The 20600-nt window shown below is 36.3% G+C and carries 13 protein-coding genes; 8 read left to right on the plus strand and 5 right to left on the minus strand.

Going from position 1 to position 20600, the window contains the following annotated elements; translation table 11 throughout:
- The first annotated feature begins 67 nt into the window (after positions 1 to 67).
- Entirely contained in the window at positions 68 to 1018 is a 951-nt protein-coding gene (locus M44_RS15595) for an NAD-dependent epimerase/dehydratase family protein (protein ID WP_010175076.1), read from the plus strand.
- A gap of 58 nt (positions 1019 to 1076) precedes the next feature.
- Here the strand turns inward: M44_RS15595 and M44_RS15600 are convergent, their stop codons facing one another.
- Positions 1077 to 1928 carry a DegV family protein gene (locus M44_RS15600; RefSeq protein WP_010175079.1) on the minus strand — a complete coding sequence of 284 codons (852 nt, stop codon included), beginning with the start codon at positions 1926 to 1928 and terminating at the stop codon, positions 1077 to 1079.
- 260 nt (positions 1929 to 2188) lie between these two features.
- Here M44_RS15600 and M44_RS25580 point away from each other — a divergent pair, with 260 nt between their 5' ends.
- From M44_RS25580 to M44_RS15640, 7 genes are all read left to right on the plus strand, one after another.
- Positions 2189 to 3952, plus strand: coding sequence for a cell wall-binding repeat-containing protein (locus M44_RS25580; protein WP_010175081.1), 1764 nt, complete (start codon positions 2189 to 2191; stop codon positions 3950 to 3952).
- A gap of 494 nt (positions 3953 to 4446) precedes the next feature.
- Positions 4447 to 5733 carry a cell wall-binding repeat-containing protein gene (locus tag M44_RS23755; protein ID WP_010175083.1) on the plus strand — a complete coding sequence of 429 codons (1287 nt, stop codon included), beginning with the start codon at positions 4447 to 4449 and terminating at the stop codon, positions 5731 to 5733.
- A 314-nt stretch (positions 5734 to 6047) separates the two neighbouring features.
- Entirely contained in the window at positions 6048 to 10640 is a 4593-nt protein-coding gene (locus M44_RS15620) for a cell wall-binding repeat-containing protein (RefSeq protein ID WP_010175085.1), read from the plus strand.
- A 186-nt stretch (positions 10641 to 10826) separates the two neighbouring features.
- Positions 10827 to 13145: a S8 family serine peptidase gene (locus M44_RS25585; protein ID WP_237705315.1), complete on the plus strand. Its 2319-nt coding sequence runs from the start codon at positions 10827 to 10829 to the stop codon at positions 13143 to 13145.
- 274 nt (positions 13146 to 13419) lie between these two features.
- Positions 13420 to 14733, plus strand: a complete 1314-nt coding sequence (locus M44_RS15630; RefSeq protein ID WP_010175088.1) for an N-acetylmuramoyl-L-alanine amidase family protein — start codon at positions 13420 to 13422, stop codon at positions 14731 to 14733.
- A gap of 13 nt (positions 14734 to 14746) precedes the next feature.
- On the plus strand, positions 14747 to 15523 hold the full coding sequence (locus M44_RS23765) for a cell wall-binding repeat-containing protein (protein ID WP_010175089.1): 777 nt from the start codon (positions 14747 to 14749) through the stop codon (positions 15521 to 15523).
- Between the two features lie 431 nt (positions 15524 to 15954).
- Positions 15955 to 16380, plus strand: coding sequence for a hypothetical protein (locus M44_RS15640; protein ID WP_010175090.1), 426 nt, complete (start codon positions 15955 to 15957; stop codon positions 16378 to 16380).
- Positions 16381 to 16418: 38 nt separating this feature from the next.
- Here the strand turns inward: M44_RS15640 and M44_RS25590 are convergent, their stop codons facing one another.
- From M44_RS25590 to M44_RS30040, 4 genes are all read right to left on the minus strand, one after another.
- Positions 16419 to 17582 (minus strand): glycosyltransferase family 4 protein, encoded by a 1164-nt coding sequence (locus tag M44_RS25590; protein ID WP_010175091.1) that lies wholly within the window; start codon positions 17580 to 17582, stop codon positions 16419 to 16421.
- Positions 17582 to 18973 carry an O-antigen ligase family protein gene (locus M44_RS15650; protein ID WP_010175092.1) on the minus strand — a complete coding sequence of 464 codons (1392 nt, stop codon included), beginning with the start codon at positions 18971 to 18973 and terminating at the stop codon, positions 17582 to 17584. The genes M44_RS25590 and M44_RS15650 overlap by 1 nt, the downstream gene beginning before the upstream one ends.
- Before the next feature lie 343 nt (positions 18974 to 19316).
- Positions 19317 to 20090 (minus strand): glycosyltransferase family 2 protein, encoded by a 774-nt coding sequence (locus tag M44_RS15655; protein WP_010175094.1) that lies wholly within the window; start codon positions 20088 to 20090, stop codon positions 19317 to 19319.
- Between the two features lie 172 nt (positions 20091 to 20262).
- Complete coding sequence (locus M44_RS30040; RefSeq protein WP_081447552.1) at positions 20263 to 20589, minus strand: cell wall-binding repeat-containing protein; 327 nt, start codon at positions 20587 to 20589, stop codon at positions 20263 to 20265.
- Between the last annotated feature and the right edge of the window lie 11 nt (positions 20590 to 20600).

Consider the following 20600-nt stretch of genomic DNA (forward strand, 5'->3'; position numbering starts at 1 on the left):
GTTTTTTCATTCTAAAAGTAGCTACTTTATGTAATAATGTAAGAAATTCATGTATGGGAGTTTAATTATGACAAGTATTCTAGTAACAGGTGGAGCAGGATTTATTGGTTCACATTTAGTGGACCATCTTTTACATAGAGGAGAAAAAGTAGTCGTACTTGATGATTTATCAATGGGATCTAAGACAAATCTTCAAGATCATGAGAACCTTATTTTTATTCAAGGAGACCTTTCACATCGCTTAACAATTCAAGAGGTATTTGCGCAACATTCTTTTAAAAAGGTCTTTCATCTAGGTGCCATAGCAAGTGTTGCAGCATCTGTAGAACATCCATTCGAAACTCATCAAACCAATTTAGAGGGAACTCTTTATTTACTTGAAGAAGTACGTAAAGTAGGAAGTATCGAGCGTTTTGTTTTTGCTTCCTCAGCTGCTGTTTACGGGGATGAGCCTACTCTTCCAAAGAGAGAGAAGTCAGAGATTCGTCCTTTAACTCCTTATGCCATTGATAAATTCGCGTCGGAGCAATATGTTTTAGCGTATTCAAGACTTTACGGAATACCAACAGCTGCTACAAGATTCTTTAATGTGTATGGCACTAGACAAAATCCTTCTTCTCCTTATTCAGGAGTCATTTCCATTATCACGGATCGATTCAAAAAGCTGATGAATGGAGAAGAAACAATTTTTACTTTATTTGGAGACGGAAAACAAACACGCGATTTTGTCTATGTAGAAGATGTCATTCAAGCCCTAACGCTGGTTTCTGAGAATGAAGAAGCGATTGGTCGCGTTTTTAATGTTGGTACTGGAAAAGAAACAAGCTTAGTTGACATGATTTCAATCCTAGAGAAAATAACTAGCACAACATTACCGATTGACCAAAAAGAAGAACGTGCAGGCGATATTAAACATTCCTACAGTTGTATTGACGATCTTGAGTCTATAGGATTCAATCCTCACTACTCCATGGAAGCTGGGTTAAGAAAGTATTGGGAAGAAGAAATAAACCAGTAGTCTTTCTAGAACCGTAAAAAACCCCTGAGAATTACCTTTATTCTCAGGGGTTTTTTTCTTATTTTTCTAGTATCCAAGACAATCCAATGGTTCCTTGCCCCATATGAGTTCCTGCTACAGGACTAAGTATGGTCGTAGAAAATTCAATGGAAGGATACTTTTCTTGCAAATCTTGAAGCCACTCATTTGCCATAGCTTCATCATTTCCATGTACAATGCCGACTTCCTTTATTTTAGGCGCATTTTCGTCTAAAATTTCAAACATTCTTTGTTTTACTTTTTTATATGAGCGTATTTTTTCAGCTAAATCCACTTTTCCTTCTTTAAACTCAACGATTAATTTCAATCTGAGTAATCCACCCAGCACGGCTTGACCTTGAGTTAGTCTTCCACTTTTTTGTAATTGTTCTAAGCTTCCAGGGACCATATACAGTCTCCCGCGATCAGGCAATTCACGTAGGATATTCACAATTTCTTCATATGGTATTCCCTCGTTAGCAAGTTCTACGCCTCGTTCCACCATTTTACCTAGAGCATAGGAACCGATTTTACTATCGATTACTTCTACGTTTGTGAATTCTGCCATCTCGGCCCCTAAAATGCTTCCTTGATAGGTTCCTGTTAATACACTAGATGCATGAATGGCGATTGCATAATCGTATTCTGCTTTTAAGCTTTCATATAACTCAACAAACTTACCAGTAGCAGGCTGAGAGGTAGTTGGTAAGGTCTTACTAGCTGTCAATTTCTTATAGAATTCTTCAGGCTCGATTTCAATACCTTCAAGGTACGTATCTTCTCCAAAGTGGATAGAGAGGGGAATCACATGAATATGGTTTTGTTTAATAAATTCTTTGGAAAGTGTGGCTGTACTATCTGTAATCCAAGCAATTTTTTGTTTTGTAGACAAGAGACATTCTCCTTCATATCATTAATCTATTCGCTCTATAATTAAATTTAATTATGGTCTTATTTATCATAAGTAAAACGCTATCAATAGTATATCATTGTAGGATTCCTTATAAAATATACACCTGTCATGCAGCATACATGACATTTATCATGTCTAACTAGGAATATTGTATGAATTTAGGAAAGTAGATTCTTTGAATCTATGAACTTAGCAAAAAATCTGTCATATTGAAGGTACATATAAAAGGAGGTTACTACATGAAAAAAAGACTACTACTATTTATACTGTTCATTATAGCTTTGCAAACAGGGGGTGGCCTACAAACAGCTGCATCCCATGTAGAACGAATACAAGGAAATGACCGCTACGAAACGGCCGTTAAAATATCCCAGCAGGCTTTCAATACGACTGAGACTGCTGTCATAGCGAGAGGAGATGATTTTCCTGATGCCTTATCAGGTGCCCCACTGGCTTATTCGTTAAATGCTCCTATTTTGTTAACGGGAAAAGATACGTTAAATACAAAAACAAAGGCTGAACTTCTAAGACTCCAGGTGAAAGAGGTTGTCCTTTTAGGCAGTGAGGGGGCCATTTCTAAACATGTACAAGCCTCTATTCAACAATTAGGTATCAAAGTAAGCCGAATCGGAGGTAAAGATCGGTTTGAAACATCTGCACGTATCGCTGAGGAAATACACTCTGTCAAAGCTTTTGTTGCAAATGGTCACAACTTCCCTGATGCATTAGCGGTAGCTGCCTATGCAGCAAAGGAAGGAGTCCCTATTTTGTTGACAAATCGGGATGTGTTACCTTCTTCTACTAAGTCTGCTTTATCTGGCAAGCAAACTTATATTATCGGTGGTGAGGGAGTAGTTTCAGGCAGTATAGAAAAGTTACTACCGAATGCTTCAAGATATGGTGGAAGTAATCGTTATGAAACAGCTAGAGTGGTAACAGAACGTTTTCCATTAGGAAAAGACCATGCATATGTGGCAACAGGTGAGAACTTTGCGGATGCTTTAACAGGATCTGTTTTAGCTGCAAAAGAGAATTCTCCTATATTACTTGTCTCAAAATCTAGTATTCCAACGTCCACTAACAAAATTGCTAGCCAATATACGAGGTTTTCTATCCTAGGCGGGACCGCATCTGTTTCAAATTCAGTGGAGAATGCTTTACCAAATGGAACAGCTTTACCTACTTCAAGTATTTCTATTGGTATGAGTAAAAGTACTCTGGTTACAAAATTTGGCACTCCTGACCGAATAGATACCTCTAGTAAAGGGATAGAAACGTACAACTATATAAGTGACTACTCTCAGTATATGCAAGTGGGTCTAGTTGAAGGGAAGGTTGCTTCTTATTATAGTAATGGGTTAAAGTCTAAGAATCCATATGGTGTAAGCATTGGAATGAGTGAAGGTGATGCTAAATCAAAAGCATCTCAAGTTGGAACATTGATTTCATCTAGTTCAACCTCAAGCATATATAAAAGTGGATCCGATTATATAACCTTAAATTTTGATACGCTCAACAATAAAAAGTTAATGAGCGTTAAAATTGAAAATCAAGAGGTATACCATTCAGCTTATATCGTACACTCGACCTCATCTCAGCAGAAAGCTACGATACGTGATGGTTATGAAAAGCAAATTCTAGATATCACGAATGCTTTTCGTGTCGCTCAAGGATTTCAACCATTAAAAGATAGCGAAAAAGCGACCTCTTCATCTAGAAAGCATAGCGAGGATATGGCGACTCAAGACTATTTTAGTCACACGAATTTAGACGGAAAATCTCCATTTGATAGAATGAGAGAAGAAGGGATTTCCTACCGTTCTGCAGGTGAGAATATTGCACAAGGACAAAGAACTCCAAGCGATGTGGTTGAAGCTTGGATGCGTTCTTCTGGGCACAGGAACAATATCCTTAATGGAACTTATACTTATTTAGGTAATGGGGTAGCTTTCCATTCAACCAAGTGGGCCTATTATACTCAAAATTTTTATTCTACTAAATAAAGATCAAAATAAAAAGAAAAAAGCATGATATCTGCGACAGATGTCATGCTTTTTTGTATGGGGAATGATGCAGTATCTGCAATACTTTTATTATATTGTAACATTTATGACATATTAATCCCTTTATTTGTCATATATTCAGGATCTTTCTGCTTCATTTATCCAAATAAGAGGGAAAACTAACCATTTTTATACGGGATGAGTCAGTGCCGTGCTAGTAGAGGAAACCTGTTTAATCTAGTAATATTCCCGTTTTATTGCATATTAAACTAATAAAATAAGTCTAATTTACAGAAACTGATGTATTACTACATAAAAGGGGGAAATCAGTCATGATTTTGTTACTCAACTGTAAAATACACAGGAGTATTAGAATGGTAAAATACTAATAGATTAGAAGGAAATAGGAGAGAGTAAAATAGAAAAAAAGAGCAGCTAGATGGACAAAATCTGTCGCATTAGGTCTTGCACCCGTAACATTTGCATCATTCCTAATGTTCACTTCAGTAGACACGGCAGAGGCTTCATCTTCAACCATTGATATTAATAGAATTTCTGGAGACAACCGATATGAAACGTCAGTAGAGGTATCTAGACAAGCATTTAAATCTGCCAATACGGTAGTCATTGCAGTAGGGAACAACTTCCCAGATGCTTTAGCAGGAGCTTCTCTAGCTTACAAGGAAAACGCACCCATTCTACTAACAGATAAAACTAAATTACCTTCTCAGGTTAAAAGTGAAATTAGTAGATTAGGCGCGAAGAATGCTTATATTCTTGGTGGGACAGCAGTGATTTCACCAGAAGTAGAAAAGCAACTATCTAGTTTAGGCTTAAATGTGACACGAATTGCAGGGAAAGATCGATTTGACACTGCAGTGAAAATTGCAGATATTGTTGGTGGAAAAGAAGCTGTTGTAGCATACGGCGGGAATTTCCCGGATAGTTTATCAATTGCTTCTTACGCTGGTAGCAATGGAAGCCCAATACTATTAGTAGATAACAATTCCATCTCTAGTACAACGAAAGAAATGCTAGAAGATTATCAAACTACTACCGTTGTTGGCGGTACAAAAGTTGTTGGTGAATCGGTTGTTAATAACCTAAATAATGCAACGCGTGTTGCAGGGAGTAACCGATATGATACTTCTGTTAAAATTGCCGATAAGTATTTCGGTAACTCAGATGAGGCAATATTAGCAACTGGACAAGCGTTCGCGGACGCTCTAACAGGATCTATTCTTGCTGCTAACAAAGGTGTTCCAGTTTTACTAGTAGAAAGTGATTCAGTCCCTAAAGAAGTTATGTCGTATATTGAGAAAAAAAGTATAGATGATGTGACTATAATTGGTGGAAATAATACAGTATCTAAGGATGTTGAAGCCCAATTAAGAGGAGAAGAACCAAAAGTGGTTGAAACCTCTAAAGCCCAGATTATTGTAGAAGAAGCGAAAAAATATATGGGTGTGCGTTACGTATATGGTGGAACTACTCCAAGTGGTTTTGATTGCAGTGGTTATATCGGCTATGTATTTAAGCAGCACGGCATTTCTTTACCAAGAACAACATCAGGGCTTAATACGTTACCAAAGGTATCTAATCCTAAACCGGGAGATATCCTATTATTCAATACTAGCGGAAGCGGTGTTTCCCATGCTGGAATTTTCCTTGGCAACGATCAGTTTATCCATAGCGGATCTTCAACGGGAGTAGCCATCTCTTCCTTAAGTAATTCTTACTGGGGACCACGTTACATGCATGCAGTAACCCCTTTTAAGTAATTCTTATTATATGAATACCCTTCTTGAAAAAAAGTAAACGACTTTTTTCAAGAAGGGTATTTTTATTTCTCCTACACTCCTCTAAGTATAAAACGTGCTTCACTTTAGTTCGCTACTAAAAAAAAGAATTATGAAGAATAACGAAGAATTATGAAGGAAATATGAACAAAATGTAAAAAATAAGAGAAATTTCTGACAGATAGAATATTGTATTTAATCAGAAAATTGTATAATATTAATAGTGCGACAAGATACACCTTGTCTGCCATCATGATTTTACATAGGTTATTAAAACGTAAAAGGGAGGAAACAAAATGGATCAATTTAAACGTTCTTTTGCACTCGCTATGTCCTTTTTACTAGTTTTCGGTAATGCTAGTCTATCATTTGCCAATGATACTAGCACTGAAGCTAGTAAGGATGCGGTCGAATTAGCAAAAGAAGCTCTTCAGAAGGAAGAAACTCAGTTAGAAAAAGCTACACCTGAGCTTGATTTTGAAGAGGATGATAAGGTTCGTGTCGTAGTAGAGTTATTTGGCGAAACACCTCTAGAGTACGCAAATAAAAAGGGCGTACAATTAAAAGAAGTGTCTGAGTCAAAAGTGGATACTCTTACTGCTGAGTTAGTTGATGAGCATAAAGCAGTTAAAGCCAATGTACAAAAAGAAGGTGTTAAGGTCGATTATACATATTCGTATACGACTGCCTTTAACGGATTCGCTGGTGAGATTGAATTCGTACAAATAGAAAAGCTGAAAAACGTCGATGGCGTTAAAGAGGTTTATCTGTCTAACGAATACAATCGTCCAGAAATCACACCGGACATGACGACAAGTCATGACTATATCCAATCTGCTCAAACTTGGGGAGACGCAGGATATGAAGGTGAAGGAATGGTCGTAGCAGTTATTGACTCTGGTATTGATCCGTCTCATAAAGATTTTGTTCTAGATTCTGAAACAGAAGAAGATCTTACAGAGGCAGAAGTAAATGATATCGTTGGAGCTAACGGATTCAAAGGTAAATATTTTACAGAAAAAGTTCCTTATGGTTATAACTATTATGATAATAACCAACAAGTGTTAGATATCGGTCCTGATGCATCTATGCATGGTATGCACGTATCAGGTACTGTTGTAGCAAATGGAGACACAGAAAATGGTGGAATTAAAGGGGTAGCTCCAGAAGCTCAAGTACTAGGTATGAAAGTATTTAGTAATGACCCATTATTCCCTTCAACATTTTCTGATGTGTACTTAGCTGCAATTGACGAAGCGATTGCTCTAGGTGCAGACGTTTTGAACATGAGTTTAGGTTCTACGGCTTCTTTCTATGAAGAAAATAGCCCAGAGGATATCGCGATCACTCGTGCGGTTGAAAATGGTGTTGTTGCTGCAGTCTCTGCTGGTAACTCTGGACATATTGCTGATGGATGGGATAATCCTTTCTATGAGAATCCTGATATCGGTGTAGTAGGTGCGCCTGGTCTTAACACAGATACTATTCAAGTAGCGGCTACAGGAAACACTGCTTTCCTATACGAGCATAATCTTGAAGTAGGTTCAACTACAGTACCTGGTTATGGTATAGATGACTGGTCAGAGTTAGCCGATTTAGAAATTGTTAGCTTATCTCAATTAAAAGGCGTAACAGAAGAGACTGGTAAGTCTTGTAAAGTATGTGGTACTGCAGCTGATTACGAAGGTTTAGAAGACGAAGTAGCAGGTAAAGTGGTACTTGTTAAACGTGGTACTCTTTCTTTCTATGATAAGACAGAATTCGCTGCTGCAGCCGGTGCAAAAGCAATTATTGTGTATAGCCACGGATTACCTAACTCTGGCTTCTTCTATAACCAAGGTGGATGGTCTGTTCCGTTTGCAATGGTAACATTAGAAGATGGTGAAGCATTAGAAGCGGAAATCGCGAACAATAACGATGCGTTAAATGTGACTCAAACATCCAAAGAAGGCGATGCAGAAATGGGTCGTATGACTGATTTCACTTCTTGGGGTACAACACCAAGCCTAGAGTTAAAGCCTGAAATTTCAGCGCCAGGTGGTAAGATCTACTCTACTCTAAACGATGACGAGTACGGAGTAATGAGTGGTACATCCATGGCATCCCCTCACGTTGCGGGCGGTGCAGCTCTTGTACAACAGTATCTTCAAACAGATGAGCATCCATTTGGTGAGTTAGACGCTGAAGAGCGCACTCGTTTAGCGAAAGCCTTATTAATGAATACTGCGTATGTAATTGAAGACCTTTATGGTCAACCATTCTCTCCTCGCCGCCAAGGTGCAGGTATGATGCAAACTTATGCAGCAGTTTCAACACCAACGGTTTTACTTGATGCAAATTCAAATGAAGCTAAAGTGGAGTTGAAAGATTTTACAGATGAAAAATTCTCTATGACGTTAACAGCAATGAATGCTTCTGATGAAGAATTAACATATGCTGTAAATGTTGATGTTTTAGCTGACTCATTTGCAGAAACAGATGGACCTACTTACAACTCACTTATGGCAGGAGATCTTCAAGATGTAGTTGTTGATGCACCAGAAACTGTTACAGTTCCTGCTGGTGAAGCGGTAGAATTTACTGTAGACGTTGATATCTCTAATGCAAAAGTAGTTGGTTTTGATAAAGACAATAATGAAAAAGTTATTGATCTTCCACACAACTCATTTGTAGAAGGATTTGTAACATTAGACGCTGAAGGCGTACCTAGCCTTTCTCTTCCATATGTTGGATTTTACGGTGAGTGGGCGGAGTTACCAATCGTAGATGGATTACAAGAATTAGGAGAGTCAGTATTCTATGATAATGGTTTCCCTAGTTCAATGCTTGAAGGTGCAGGATACTTTGTATCTCCAGTACAAGTTGATGGCAAAGAAGTGTTCCCATTATCTCCAAACGGTGATGGTGATTTCGATGATATCTACCCTATTTTAGCTTTCTTACGTAATGCAGAAGAAGTTCAGTACAATGTAGTAAGTGCTGAGGATAAAACACTTCGCACCGTAAGAATTGAGAAAAATGTTCGCAAAACGTATTTTGACGCTGGTAATGGGTCTTCTTATAGCTTTAACTCAGCCCGCGCATGGAATGGTTTAGTAGATAACAAAGTAGTAAAAGATGGATTATACTACTATGAAGTGAAATCTGTCATCGGTTATGAAGGTGCCAAATGGCAATCTAAGAAACTACCTGTCTATGTTGATACAACAGCTCCTGTTGTAGAAGCTTCTGTTGAAGGCAATAAGATTTCTTGGACAGCTGTTGAAGAAGGAGTAGGTGTGAACAGTGCGGTTGTCGTAGTAAATGGTACGCCAACAGTTATCCCTGCAGGAGAATCTTCTTACACATTTGATTCATTAAACAAATCAGATGTTATTGAAGTAGTTGTAGTGGATCATGCATTTAATGCAGGTTCTGATAAAGTAGTAGCTGAAGACACTGTTCTTCCGTTAATCTACTTCAACACTCCAGACGCTGCAAGTGCTTATAACACGAAAAATGTTCAAGTTAGTGGATATGTTGAAGAAGATATCGCTCTAGCATCTATTGAAGTTTACGGTAAATCTGTAGAGTTCACAAAAGATGAGCAGGGAGATTATCAATTCGATACAACGGTAACATTTGAAAAAGATGGTAAGTACGATATTCAAGTAGTAGCTACGGATGTAGCCGGAAATGAATTCTCAATCGTACGTACTGTGTACGTAGATACTACTGCTCCAAATCTTGAGGCAGAGTTTGATAACTACGTTAGCAGTGATGTTACACAAACAGACATCACATTAATGCTTAAAGATAACTTTAATGATTTGACATTAACATTAGGTGACAGCGAGGTTCACAAGCAATCGGCTGATAGCCTATTAGTTCTTGAGAAGCCTGCAAACGAAACAGTTGAAGTAAGTGTAGACCTTTCACAAGGTGAAAACGTATTTACATTTGCACTAACAGACGTAGCTGGAAACACCACCATGAAAGATGTTACGGTTTACCGTGCAGAATCTGATATGCGTGTAGATCGTTTAGCTGGTGCAGATCGTTACAAAACAGCTGTTGAAGTAAGTGGTAACTGGGAATCTAGTGATACTGTAGTGCTTGCTCGTGGTGATAACTATGCTGACGCATTAGCTGGTGTTCCATTAGCTGCAAAATACGATGCACCGCTTCTTCTAACAGAAACGGATAAATTGGCAAAAGTTACTCATAACGAAATCGTTCGTCTAGGGGCTAAGACCGTTTATGTTCTTGGTGGAGAAAAAGCAGTGGGAGCAGACGTAGTAAAATCACTTAAATCAGAAGGTATCACAGTGAAGCGTATTGCAGGAACTAACCGTTTTGATACGGCTGCAAAAATCGCTGATATCGTTGCTCCAAATGGAACAGATGAGGCTGTAGTGGTAAATGGGAAGAACTTCCCTGACGCATTATCAGTGGCATCTTATGCTGGTAGTGAGGGTATGCCTATCCTACTAACGGATACAGATTCACTTCCAAAAGAAACAGCAAAAGCACTTGACAACTTAAATGTATTCCATACAGTAGTTGTAGGTGGTAAAGCTGTTGTTACAGATCATGTTCTAGCTAAACTTCCTGATGCAGAGCGTGTAGCAGGTGGAGACCGCTATGCAACTTCTGTAGCAGTTGCCGAATTCTTTGAAACAGGTAGTGAGCATTACTATGTTGCTACTGGCAAATCATTTGCAGATGCTTTAGCCGGATCAGCTTTAGCTGCTCAAGAAGGAACGGGTATCTTACTTGTTGGAGATAACATCCCTTCTTCTGTTAAGGAATTTGTTACATCACATGATGTAGAAACGATTACAGTTTTAGGAGGAACATCTGTTGTAACTCCTGCTGTGCAATCTGCTCTTAATGATCTATTAGATTAATTGCAGTTGAATGTAGAAAATGAGCACCTCTTACTTTAGGGTAAGGGGTGCTTTTTTATCTTGTTATAGTCTTTAAACCTTCCAGTATTTTAATCTATGAAGAGAGGCAATTAAGATAGTAATTTAATGGAAGTAATGGTACCCTATATGAAGAGAGAATAGGAATGGGGGATATGGGTGAAAAATATGAAATGGGTAGTGGCAGGCGCATTAAGTTTAAGCTTAATACAGATAGGAATTAGTCCTGCACATGCTGAATTGTCTAGTCAACAATTTAACGAAAAACAAAAACCGCAAGATATTCAAAAAAATAATCAAACTAGAGTGGTAGTTCAATATAAAGATGGAAAAAAACCATTAACTTTTAGTAAATCCCAAACCTCCTTACCTTCAAATGTAGAGAGTGGTTTTAACAATTCACACGTTTTAACTGTAAACACAGAGGATGTTGATAGTGTAATTGCATCTCTTAAAAGCAATTCTACTGTTGAATTAGTCGAGGAAGAGATTATCCTTCACTATACGGGTACGGTTAATGATAGCCATTACAAAGATTATCAGCGGTCAGATTTTTATAACATGGCTGTAGACGAAGCCTGGGAAACATATGCCCCTAGCTATAAGCCCACAGTGGCCGTATTAGACTCTGGAGTTTTGGCCTCCCATGAAGATCTTAAAGGTAATTTAATTAAAGTAACCTCCACTGTTGAAGGACAAAATGGTTCAGATAAGGTTGGGCATGGAACACATGTCGCTGGAACGGTTGGAGCCATTACAAATAATTCAAAAGGTGTGGCATCTGCTTCTAAAGGCGTTAAATTAATGAGCGTTCAAGTCGGAAATGAATATGGCATTTCTAGTATCGACCTAGCAGAAGGAATTTATTATGCAGTAGATAATGGAGCCGATATTATTAATATCAGTATTGGTGGACCGTCTAGTTCCTATACTGAAAAAGCTGTGCGTTACGCTCAAGAAAAAGGGGTATTAATCGTATCGTCTGCTGGGAATGATAACACTTCCTATCTATCATACCCAGCTGCATATCCAGAGGTTATGTCAGTAGCTGCATTAGATTCATATGACGATACTATCGCTCCTTTTTCTAATTATGGGAGTTGGGTAGATGTTGCAGCTCCTGGAGTTGATATCCTAAGTTCTACTAACGATGGAAGTTATGGGTACGCAAGTGGAACAAGCATGGCTTCACCTAACGTAACGTCTGTAGCTGCAATGCTTAAAGCTTCTGGAAGATACCTATCAGGCAACCAAATCAGATATCTCTTAGAAGTAACAAGTCGTCAGTTTAATGGAGACGAATATATTGGGCATGGAGCTATTGATGCGAAAGACGCTTTAGCTCAAATTGACTTAGAAAATCGTGTGTTTGGTGCAAGTGCTATTCATACAAGTGTAGAGATTTCTCAATTAGGTTTTGAAGGTATACAGCCATCTACCGTTTTAGAACCGAATGATCCAAGTAAAAACTCTTCCATAAAAACGGAAGAAGGAACCTTTGCTGTAATAGGCTCTAGTGATTCTTTTGCAGATAGTTTAAGCTCAAGTGCTTTAGCTTATCAATTAAATGCCCCGATACTTCTAACTAATAAAGACAAGATTTTAGGAACCACAACAGGTGAATTACAGCGTTTAGGTGTTACAGACGTTATTTTACTTGGTGGAGAGGCAGCCATTTCCTCAAAAGTGGAAAAGGAACTAAAAAATAAACGTTTCAATGTCATTCGTTTAGCTGGTGCCAGCCGTTATTCTACTTCTCAAAAAATTAATGAATATATAGCCAAAACAGGTGGAGAAGTATTTGTGACAAGTGGTGACAGCTTTGCAGATTCTTTATCTGCATCTGTGTATGCAGCCAAACTTGGTATACCGATTGTATTTGTGAAAAAAGATCAGATTCCTAAAGAAACACAAGCCTTTTTAAACAAATATAAGTTCTCTAAAGCTTATGTTATTGGAGGAGAAGCTGTTATTTCGAAGGAAGTTGCGAAGGAACTGCCTAATGCAGAAAGAATCGCAGGTCCTGGTCGATATTCTACTAATACTCGTATCATTGAAAAGTTCTCAAAAGGTGAAACACCACAAGCTTTATTTACTGCAACAGGAACAAATTATAAAGATGCATTAGCTGGTGGAGTTGTAGCTGCAAAATTAGGTTATAGTTTACTATTAGTTGATCCTAACAAAATTGATTCTACAACTGAAAACTATGTGAATGGCTTTTTAGCTAATTCCTCTTCACCAGGATTCTTAAATCTTGGTGGAAAAGGAGCCGTAAGTTCTAAAGTTGTATGGGAATTAGACAACCTAATTTATGGTGATTTGTATTCTAGTAACTATACGGAAATCAAACAGACCTCAAAGTCTACAGAAGGTCAATTTAACAAGCTTGAAAATACTAAAAAAATAAATATATTTTGGTTTATGAGCTTTTTTAATGAATCTCACATGAGGTTTGTTAGAAAGGCTTTTTGTTTGGATTTGTAAATGTATCTTATAAAAAAGTAACAAATTTTCAGCAGTTGATAAGTGCAAAAGCGTATACTCCTTGATAGTGCATGATCCTCTAAGAAGCTTTATCCAGGCTTGATTTAAGGGAATCTTGAACGAAGTCTACTGTTAGTAAAAAAGGTATACAACTAGTGAAATATTAATTAAACGTAATTTCGATAAAAAGTAAAAAACTACTATTCCCATCTTTCTTATATCTTGTTATAGTTTAATAGTATGCGAATTTTGTAAAAACATAGGAGGTACATGCTTGAAGAAATTTGTCGTAGGAATAGTTTTTGTCGCTGCATCTTTTTTTGGTTTCATGAATCAGTCAGATGAAGAGGTACTTGCAGCCTCTAAGAGGGGTACTGTCATTATTGATGCTGGTCATGGGGGGAAACATACAGGAACTTGCGGAATTACAGGTAACCAAACTCGATATTGTGAGAAGAACGCAAACTTATCTGTTGCTTTAAAGTTAGAGACTATACTGGAAAGCAAAGGGTACACAGTTAAGATGACTCGTACGACAGATAAAGACTTCGCTTCCTACATTACAGGAGATGGTGGAGATCTTGATAAACGTACACAGTATGCCAATAGTATGATTACGGATCCTGATCAAACCATCGTCATTTCAATCCACCACAATGGACACCCACGAAGTACAACTATTCGAGGAATTGAAACATATTATTATAATGGAATTGATCATGCTAAAAAGGAATATCCACATGATCCTGCGTCTATTAAATACTTACCAGATAGCAAACGATTGGCAGAAGAAGTTCATGAAGAGGTTGTTGATATCCATAATGCCATTGATAGAGGCATACATGATGATCAATCATTCTTTATTATACGAAATTCTGAAGCTCCAGCAATTTTGGCTGAATTAGGTTATATGACTAACCCTCAAGAAGAGTCACTTATCAAATCATCTTCTTATCAACAAAAGTCTGCAACAGCGATAGCAAATGCCGTAGATAAGTATTTTAAAGTCTTTGAAGTCTATGAATCAGATTCTAACAAGCGTATTGGATTATTTGATACAAGTGAAAAAGCGATTAGTTTTGCGAGTAAACAAGTAAAACAGGTGTATGTATTAGATAAGTACAATCAAACAGTACTATATGATGGTGTAAATTATTCTGTTTATTCAAAAGAAAATGGATTACTAAAAGAATTTTTTAAACTAGAAGATGCCATAGCGTATGCTACATCTACTCCTTCAACAAGAATTGTGTCAATTGCAAATGGTCATACGGTTTGGTCCAATTATTTGGATAAAATATTTGTGGTTCGAAACTCAATTGGGCAAGAACTGAATCGATTTGTAGATTATCGTGAAGCAGAAAAACGAGCAAAATACGCTGACCAAGCTTATATAGTGAAAGAAACCACTAATAAAGTGATTTGGTCTTCTGTCTCAGCTGTTCCAGTTGATAATCAAATTGAGACAGTAAACTTATCTGGTTCCTATCGTATTACAACTAGTATTAATATTTCTAAGGATATGTATCCAAATGGTTTTACATCAGAAAAATTAAGAAAAAACAGTTATATTAGCAACTGGGTATGATTCGGCTGATGCTTTGTCAGCAGGTCCTCTATCAGCTAAGTATGACCAAGCTCCTATACTTTTATCTGAAAAAGACAAACTGGATCGAAATGTGAAAAATGAGTTAGAGCGTCTCCATGCCAAAAAAGTAGTAATTGTTGGAGGAGAAGCAGCTATTTCATCTAAAGTCGAAAATGAGCTTGATCAATTAGGTTATGAAACACAACGTATCAGCGGAGCTAGCCGTTACCATACAAATGCAAACATAGTAAAGCTACTTGGAGATGTTAATGGTTACTTTGTTGCTTCTGGTGAGCAATTTGCAGATGCATTAGCTGTTGCACCAATTGCTTCCGCTTTAGGATGGGGTATTGTGCTAACTGATGATCAAGATATTATGTCAGGAAATTTATCTTTAGTAAAAGGTCAAACCATAAAAGTAGTGGGTGGTAACCAAGTTATTCAACCTAAAGTGTATGATAAGATTAGAGGTATTAGTGGATCTATAGAGCGTCTTTCTGGTGCACATCGTTACGAAACGTTGGCTGTTGTATTAAATGAGTTCTCAAAGGAATTGGAAAGTGAGGAAATTCTAATTACTACAGGCACTAACTTCCCTGATGCATTAGCTGCAGCTCCACTAGCGGCAACAACATCATCACCTTTAATTATGGTTGGCTCATCAGTCGATCGTTCAGTTGAATCATTCATATTTGATTTTGGGCGATTAAATAATGTAGAGCAGGTGAAAGTTATCGGTGGAGGGATATCTTCCTCAATTGTTGAAGATATTACCGCTATCGTAAGATAATATTAAGTTTTGTGTAAGTCTAATAGATAAGAAAAATTACCTAAAAACCATATTGATTAGGAATAGAGCTTTCTAGAAACAGCCAAAGTAAAACAAGGTCTATTTTAAGACCTTGTTTATTTTTTAGGAGGAGTAATCTATGAGGAAATGGAATTTAGTATTCATTTTGTTTTGTTTTTATATTCTCAAGCGCAGCGTGTCAACAAGATACTATTGAACCATATGAAGAAGAGACAATAGGTGGTACTGATCAGCAAGAAACTGAGAGTGAGAATGCAATAGATGAAGAAAGTAACAAAAGTAATCAAGAGATAACTTCAAATAAAGAAACCGGAGAATCCAATACTACTTACAATGAAGAAATAGATAGATCTGGTTATGCATTATTAAGACCAGAGTTAGGTAGTAAGAGACAATTCCAAGAAAACGGAATGGCAATTTTATCGGAAGAAGTAATAGCAGAAAATAAAGAATATCTTCAACTTATCGTAACCTTAGGAGGATCTAAGACGACAGAAGTATACAGATGGACTCCTAATGAAATAACGTTAGTCTATCAAGACCATTATCAAGAAGGAGACGAAAAAGGAATTCTTGAAAACTTTTCAGGTACAGATTTCGTAGAGCGTTACGTTGGTGAAGATGCAAATTGGGAAGTAATTGGAGAAGACGTTTCCGTAGAGATAGATGGTAAGGATATGAAAGTATTACAAGTATATCAAGAATCTGATGAAGTTGTAGGACACACCACTAAAAAAACACGTTATTTCGCTAAAGATAATGGCTTAGTTTTTGAAAGAATAGAAGTGGTTGGAGATCAAGGATATATAAGTGAAATCACAATAGATTTACAATAAAATAAAAAGCCTTAGAATAGGTTATTCTAAGGCTTTTCTTATAGCTTTACTTTCATAGCATCAATGTATCGCTCGGCGTTTCTTACCCAAGTATAATGTTCAGAAATAAAGGAACGTGCATTTATTCCAAATAGTTTTCGCTGATCTTCGTTCTGTGTAAGGTATAAGATAGCATTTTTTAATTCTTCGTTAGTATTTTCTTTAAGTAAGATGCCTGTTTCATTATTTTGAATGAGATCTCGACACTGACCTAAGTTTGGTGCTATTACAGGTTTCCCAATAGCCATGTACTCAAAAATTTTGAGTGGAGAAAAGTGAAAGTGTTCAATATGATGATAGGGTGCAATGGCAATATCCATAATATTTAGAGCCCCTGGTATATCTTTATAATCTAAGAACCCTGTAATATAAACCTGATCTTTTACTCCTAGCTCGCTAATTTTTTCTTCTACTTTACTTCTAGTTTTACCGTCTCCAACAATAAGTAAGCGAATCGCAGGGTTTTCTTTCAATAGTTCTGGCATTAGTTCAACTAAACGTTCCATACCGTGCCAGGGTTGGAAGCTTCCCATAAACCCAATTACAGTATTAGCACTCCAACTAGTTGTCAACTTAGATAATGAGTGAGGTGGAGGAGTATCTAATTCGAATTTAGTAATATCAACACCATTTGGCGTAACTACTACGTTTGTAGTGTCATAACCATGCTGTGAAAAATAGTGAAGTAACTCATTCGAGACCACGGACAGGCTGTCAGCTTTACTAAATAATAATTTCTCTAAAAATGTGGAAATACCCTTGAAATAATATTTCCCTACTAACTCTCGTTCAAATACAGCTGAAGCATTCACTTCAATCATGACGGGAGTTTTGTATATCCATTTAGCTAATAAAGGAGAAATATCATAGATAGAATAACGATTAATAATAAAATCGGGATTATGCTCTTTAATTAAGCGTCTAAGGCGCAATAATCGAGGACCATTTAACAAAAGTGACTTTATTTCTCTCTTAAAATCTAGAAATCGAGAAGATGGGGGAGTAGGTCCAGTATGCTGTTTCTGTATTTGTTCTTTTGACCTCAACGATAATTCAACTGGAATGATCGTATGGCCCAATGTTTCCATGCCATGAATAAACTCTTTTGCATGGATTTGTGAGCCTTCTCCAGAGTTCATCCACGAAACATACAAGATTTTCATCAATTTTTTGTCTCCTTTGATTGTTGCAGATGTTTGTTTCTTAGTAGTCCAACTATAATGTAAAGTATAGCTATCGTTTGTATGTTATACCATACCTCTGCAACCAGTGCCATAACGAAGTATCCCATTACAGATAAATGTAGGGTCATCGTCATAACCTTACTTCCAATTGGTGACTGAACGTTCTTCTTTATACTCCATGCTGTTGAGAGATAGAGATATAAATAGAACCCTGCTACAACGATAAGACCAAAAACACCATATCGAGCGAGTGTGTATAGGTAAGAATTATCGGCAAAGCGCACGAATTCACTTTTCATTGGCCCCGAGCCAAATACTGGTGCAGCTAAGAATTGGTTCCAGTTTAGATCCCAATAGTATTGTCTAGATTTATAACTACTTACAGATTCAACAGAATCAGTTATACTATCTCTAAAATTTCTATCATCTGACTCATCATTTTCATCCATTTGATTATCATTTTGTAGAAACGACAAGTCGATATTTAAATTGGTTGAAATTTGGTTATAGGCATAATTTAAATAATTAATATTTGGTATTAGAATAATAGCTGCAATAATAAACAAACCTATTACAGTTGCACTTTTTCTAAGAATAGAGGATAGCTTATCAACTCTTGATAGTAAACTAACAATAATCCAATACACTATTAAACCAAATATAGTAATAACGGCAGTACGAGACGTTGTAAAAAATACAGACACAATGGTTAATAGTAATAAAGGATAAAGGATGATGCTTTTCACCCTATAATTGTAAGCAAGTAGTGATAGTAAGAAAGAAATAGCAATGACAATAAATGAACCATAAATATTAGGGTTTAAAAATGTACTGCCAATACGTTGTTGATGAGTGATCATCATGAGCAGCTTGTCACTAGTTGTATATAAAAGTCCAATATTGTAGTTAATATTTCCAATGTTATAAAATTGTAGAACACCAAAAATTTCTATAATGAAAATGATGATAATACCAGTTTTAACAATGCCCGTCCATTCTAAATTCAAAGTCTCTTTAGCAATCACATAGAAAGAGAAATATAAAAATATACGATATAATTCTATCATATCCGTTAGAGATGTATAGACCGGGAAAAAAATGGAACCAAAGATTACGGAGATGATAATTGAAAAAGCGGTTAAACCAGTAAATATAGTTACAGGGTCTTTTTTATAGGAAAGTGTTTTTTTATTTTGGGAGAGTAGCCAAATGCTATAACAAGTTGTTAAGAAAATAATACCAAGAATAATTCCTTGTCCGACCCAAGAGCCAATTAAATATCCCGGTGACGGTTTAAATATCAGTAATACAATAAAAAATAATAGAAAAAGGTGATTTTTTTCTATTAAGAACGAATTAATTTTATTCATACATAAACTCCCTAAACTATTGATGTTTTATAATTATTTAATTCGTATATTATCACATTAAACGACATTTTTCAGTATTTTTTGAGCAAAATTCATGTGGTCACTGCTATTAAAGAAAGCAAAAAAAGAAATAAAGATGATTTTGAAGGTGTTTCAGATTTTGAACCGCACTTGAAATTGGAATTATTTACACAGTGCACCTTATTGATTGTCTATAATACGTATCAATATTTTAGAGATGTATTTTTTGTGCAATAAAAAAGACTAAGCTTATAGGCTATATGCTTAGTCTACCCTAGAAAAATAAAATTATTTTTTAAAGGTGATCGTGTTCTTTAATCCATCAAGTAAGATTTTGTCTCGATCTTTTATCTTTGTTAAATTTTTTCGCATACAAGGCTAAAAATAGGAGTAAACCTTTGGGTGTATTAAACATTCGCTTAAATAGTGGACCTTTACTAATAAACATATTATAGCTTAATTGTGGTAATCCATCTCTTACCTCATGGTAGGCAATAATTCTTGGAATATAAGAAATCACATGTCCTCTATTTAACTGATCCATAAGAAAGATATTCTCTTCTCCTGAAGGATATTGTGCTCCTAAACCAAAACGGGTGTCGAATTCAATATTTTCTTTGCCTACAGAATGAACATCAACGAATATTTCAATAGAAGATTTACTGAATAAATCTCTCCATTGAACGGAATGAATTTCATTTTGTACATAGTTTTTTGGATATTCATTTCTAAAAGGGTCGTAAAATTGGAAGCTTAATATAGAAGCCTTCTTATTTTCGAATTGTTCTGCTATATAAGTAAGAGCATCCTCTACATACCAGCAATCATCATCTGAGAATGTAACATAATCCCCAGATATATGTTTCATCCCAACGTTACGGGCGTTCGATAAACCTCTTATATCAATTGGAATTTGCTGGTAGTCGAATGAATATTTTTTTAATGTTTGTGAAATCACTTCATGATTTCCTTGAGATACGATAATGACCTCAAAATTGGTATAGGTTTGTTTGGTTAGGGAATCAAATAAACGTTCTAATTCTGGAATTCTTGTTCCTAAGGTTGGTAATAGAATAGAGAACTTTTTTTTTGTCATACGATAACATCCTTTTCGTATTTGTTAATCATAAATAATTTAGTAGTTCCTTTATATTTTATCGTTTTATTAGTAAATGTAAACCTTACGTTTAAATGTTAGGAGGAAAGGGAACTTGATATTTAAATGAAAATCAGCCCACACGGTTTCATGTGAGCTGATAAGGATATTATTATAGATTTGCCAGAATAATAGTCTGAATATTAACTCTTGTTTCTTCACTAATTACTTGATTTCCACCTAAGAAATAAGTTGTTGGTATCGATTTAAAAGAACTAGATAACCATTGCTCCACTGGATAAGCGACCTCGTTAGCTTTTGTAAGAATGATTGGGCCGTTTAGTTTTGCAGCAAGTGGAGAACCTGGAAGAGCATCAATAAATACATCACCATTTGCGAATAAAATGTTATCAGGAGAAGCAAAGAATTTCTTTGCTATCTCAATACTCGTACGATATCTATCGCTTCCGGCAATTCGTTCAACTTGTTTAATTCCAATATCTTTTAATT

This window comes from Bacillus coahuilensis m4-4 (genome assembly GCF_000171615.1).
Taxonomy (GTDB): domain Bacteria; phylum Bacillota; class Bacilli; order Bacillales; family Bacillaceae_K; genus Bacillus_T; species Bacillus_T coahuilensis.

What these genes read in the sequence shown, in the direction of transcription:
- M44_RS15595 (WP_010175076.1), top strand. Translation starts at nt 68, where the DNA reads ATGACAAGTATTCTAGTAACAGGTGGAGCAGGATTTATTGGTTCACAT.
- M44_RS25590 (WP_010175091.1), bottom strand. Translation starts at nt 17,582, where the DNA reads ATGAAAATCTTGTATGTTTCGTGGATGAACTCTGGAGAAGGCTCACAA.
- M44_RS25580 (WP_010175081.1), top strand. Translation starts at nt 2,189, where the DNA reads ATGAAAAAAAGACTACTACTATTTATACTGTTCATTATAGCTTTGCAA.
- M44_RS15620 (WP_010175085.1), top strand. Translation starts at nt 6,048, where the DNA reads ATGGATCAATTTAAACGTTCTTTTGCACTCGCTATGTCCTTTTTACTA.
- M44_RS23755 (WP_010175083.1), top strand. Translation starts at nt 4,447, where the DNA reads ATGTTCACTTCAGTAGACACGGCAGAGGCTTCATCTTCAACCATTGAT.
- M44_RS15640 (WP_010175090.1), top strand. Translation starts at nt 15,955, where the DNA reads ATGGCAATTTTATCGGAAGAAGTAATAGCAGAAAATAAAGAATATCTT.
- M44_RS15655 (WP_010175094.1), bottom strand. Translation starts at nt 20,090, where the DNA reads ATGACAAAAAAAAAGTTCTCTATTCTATTACCAACCTTAGGAACAAGA.
- M44_RS25585 (WP_237705315.1), top strand. Translation starts at nt 10,827, where the DNA reads ATGAAATGGGTAGTGGCAGGCGCATTAAGTTTAAGCTTAATACAGATA.
- M44_RS15650 (WP_010175092.1), bottom strand. Translation starts at nt 18,973, where the DNA reads ATGAATAAAATTAATTCGTTCTTAATAGAAAAAAATCACCTTTTTCTA.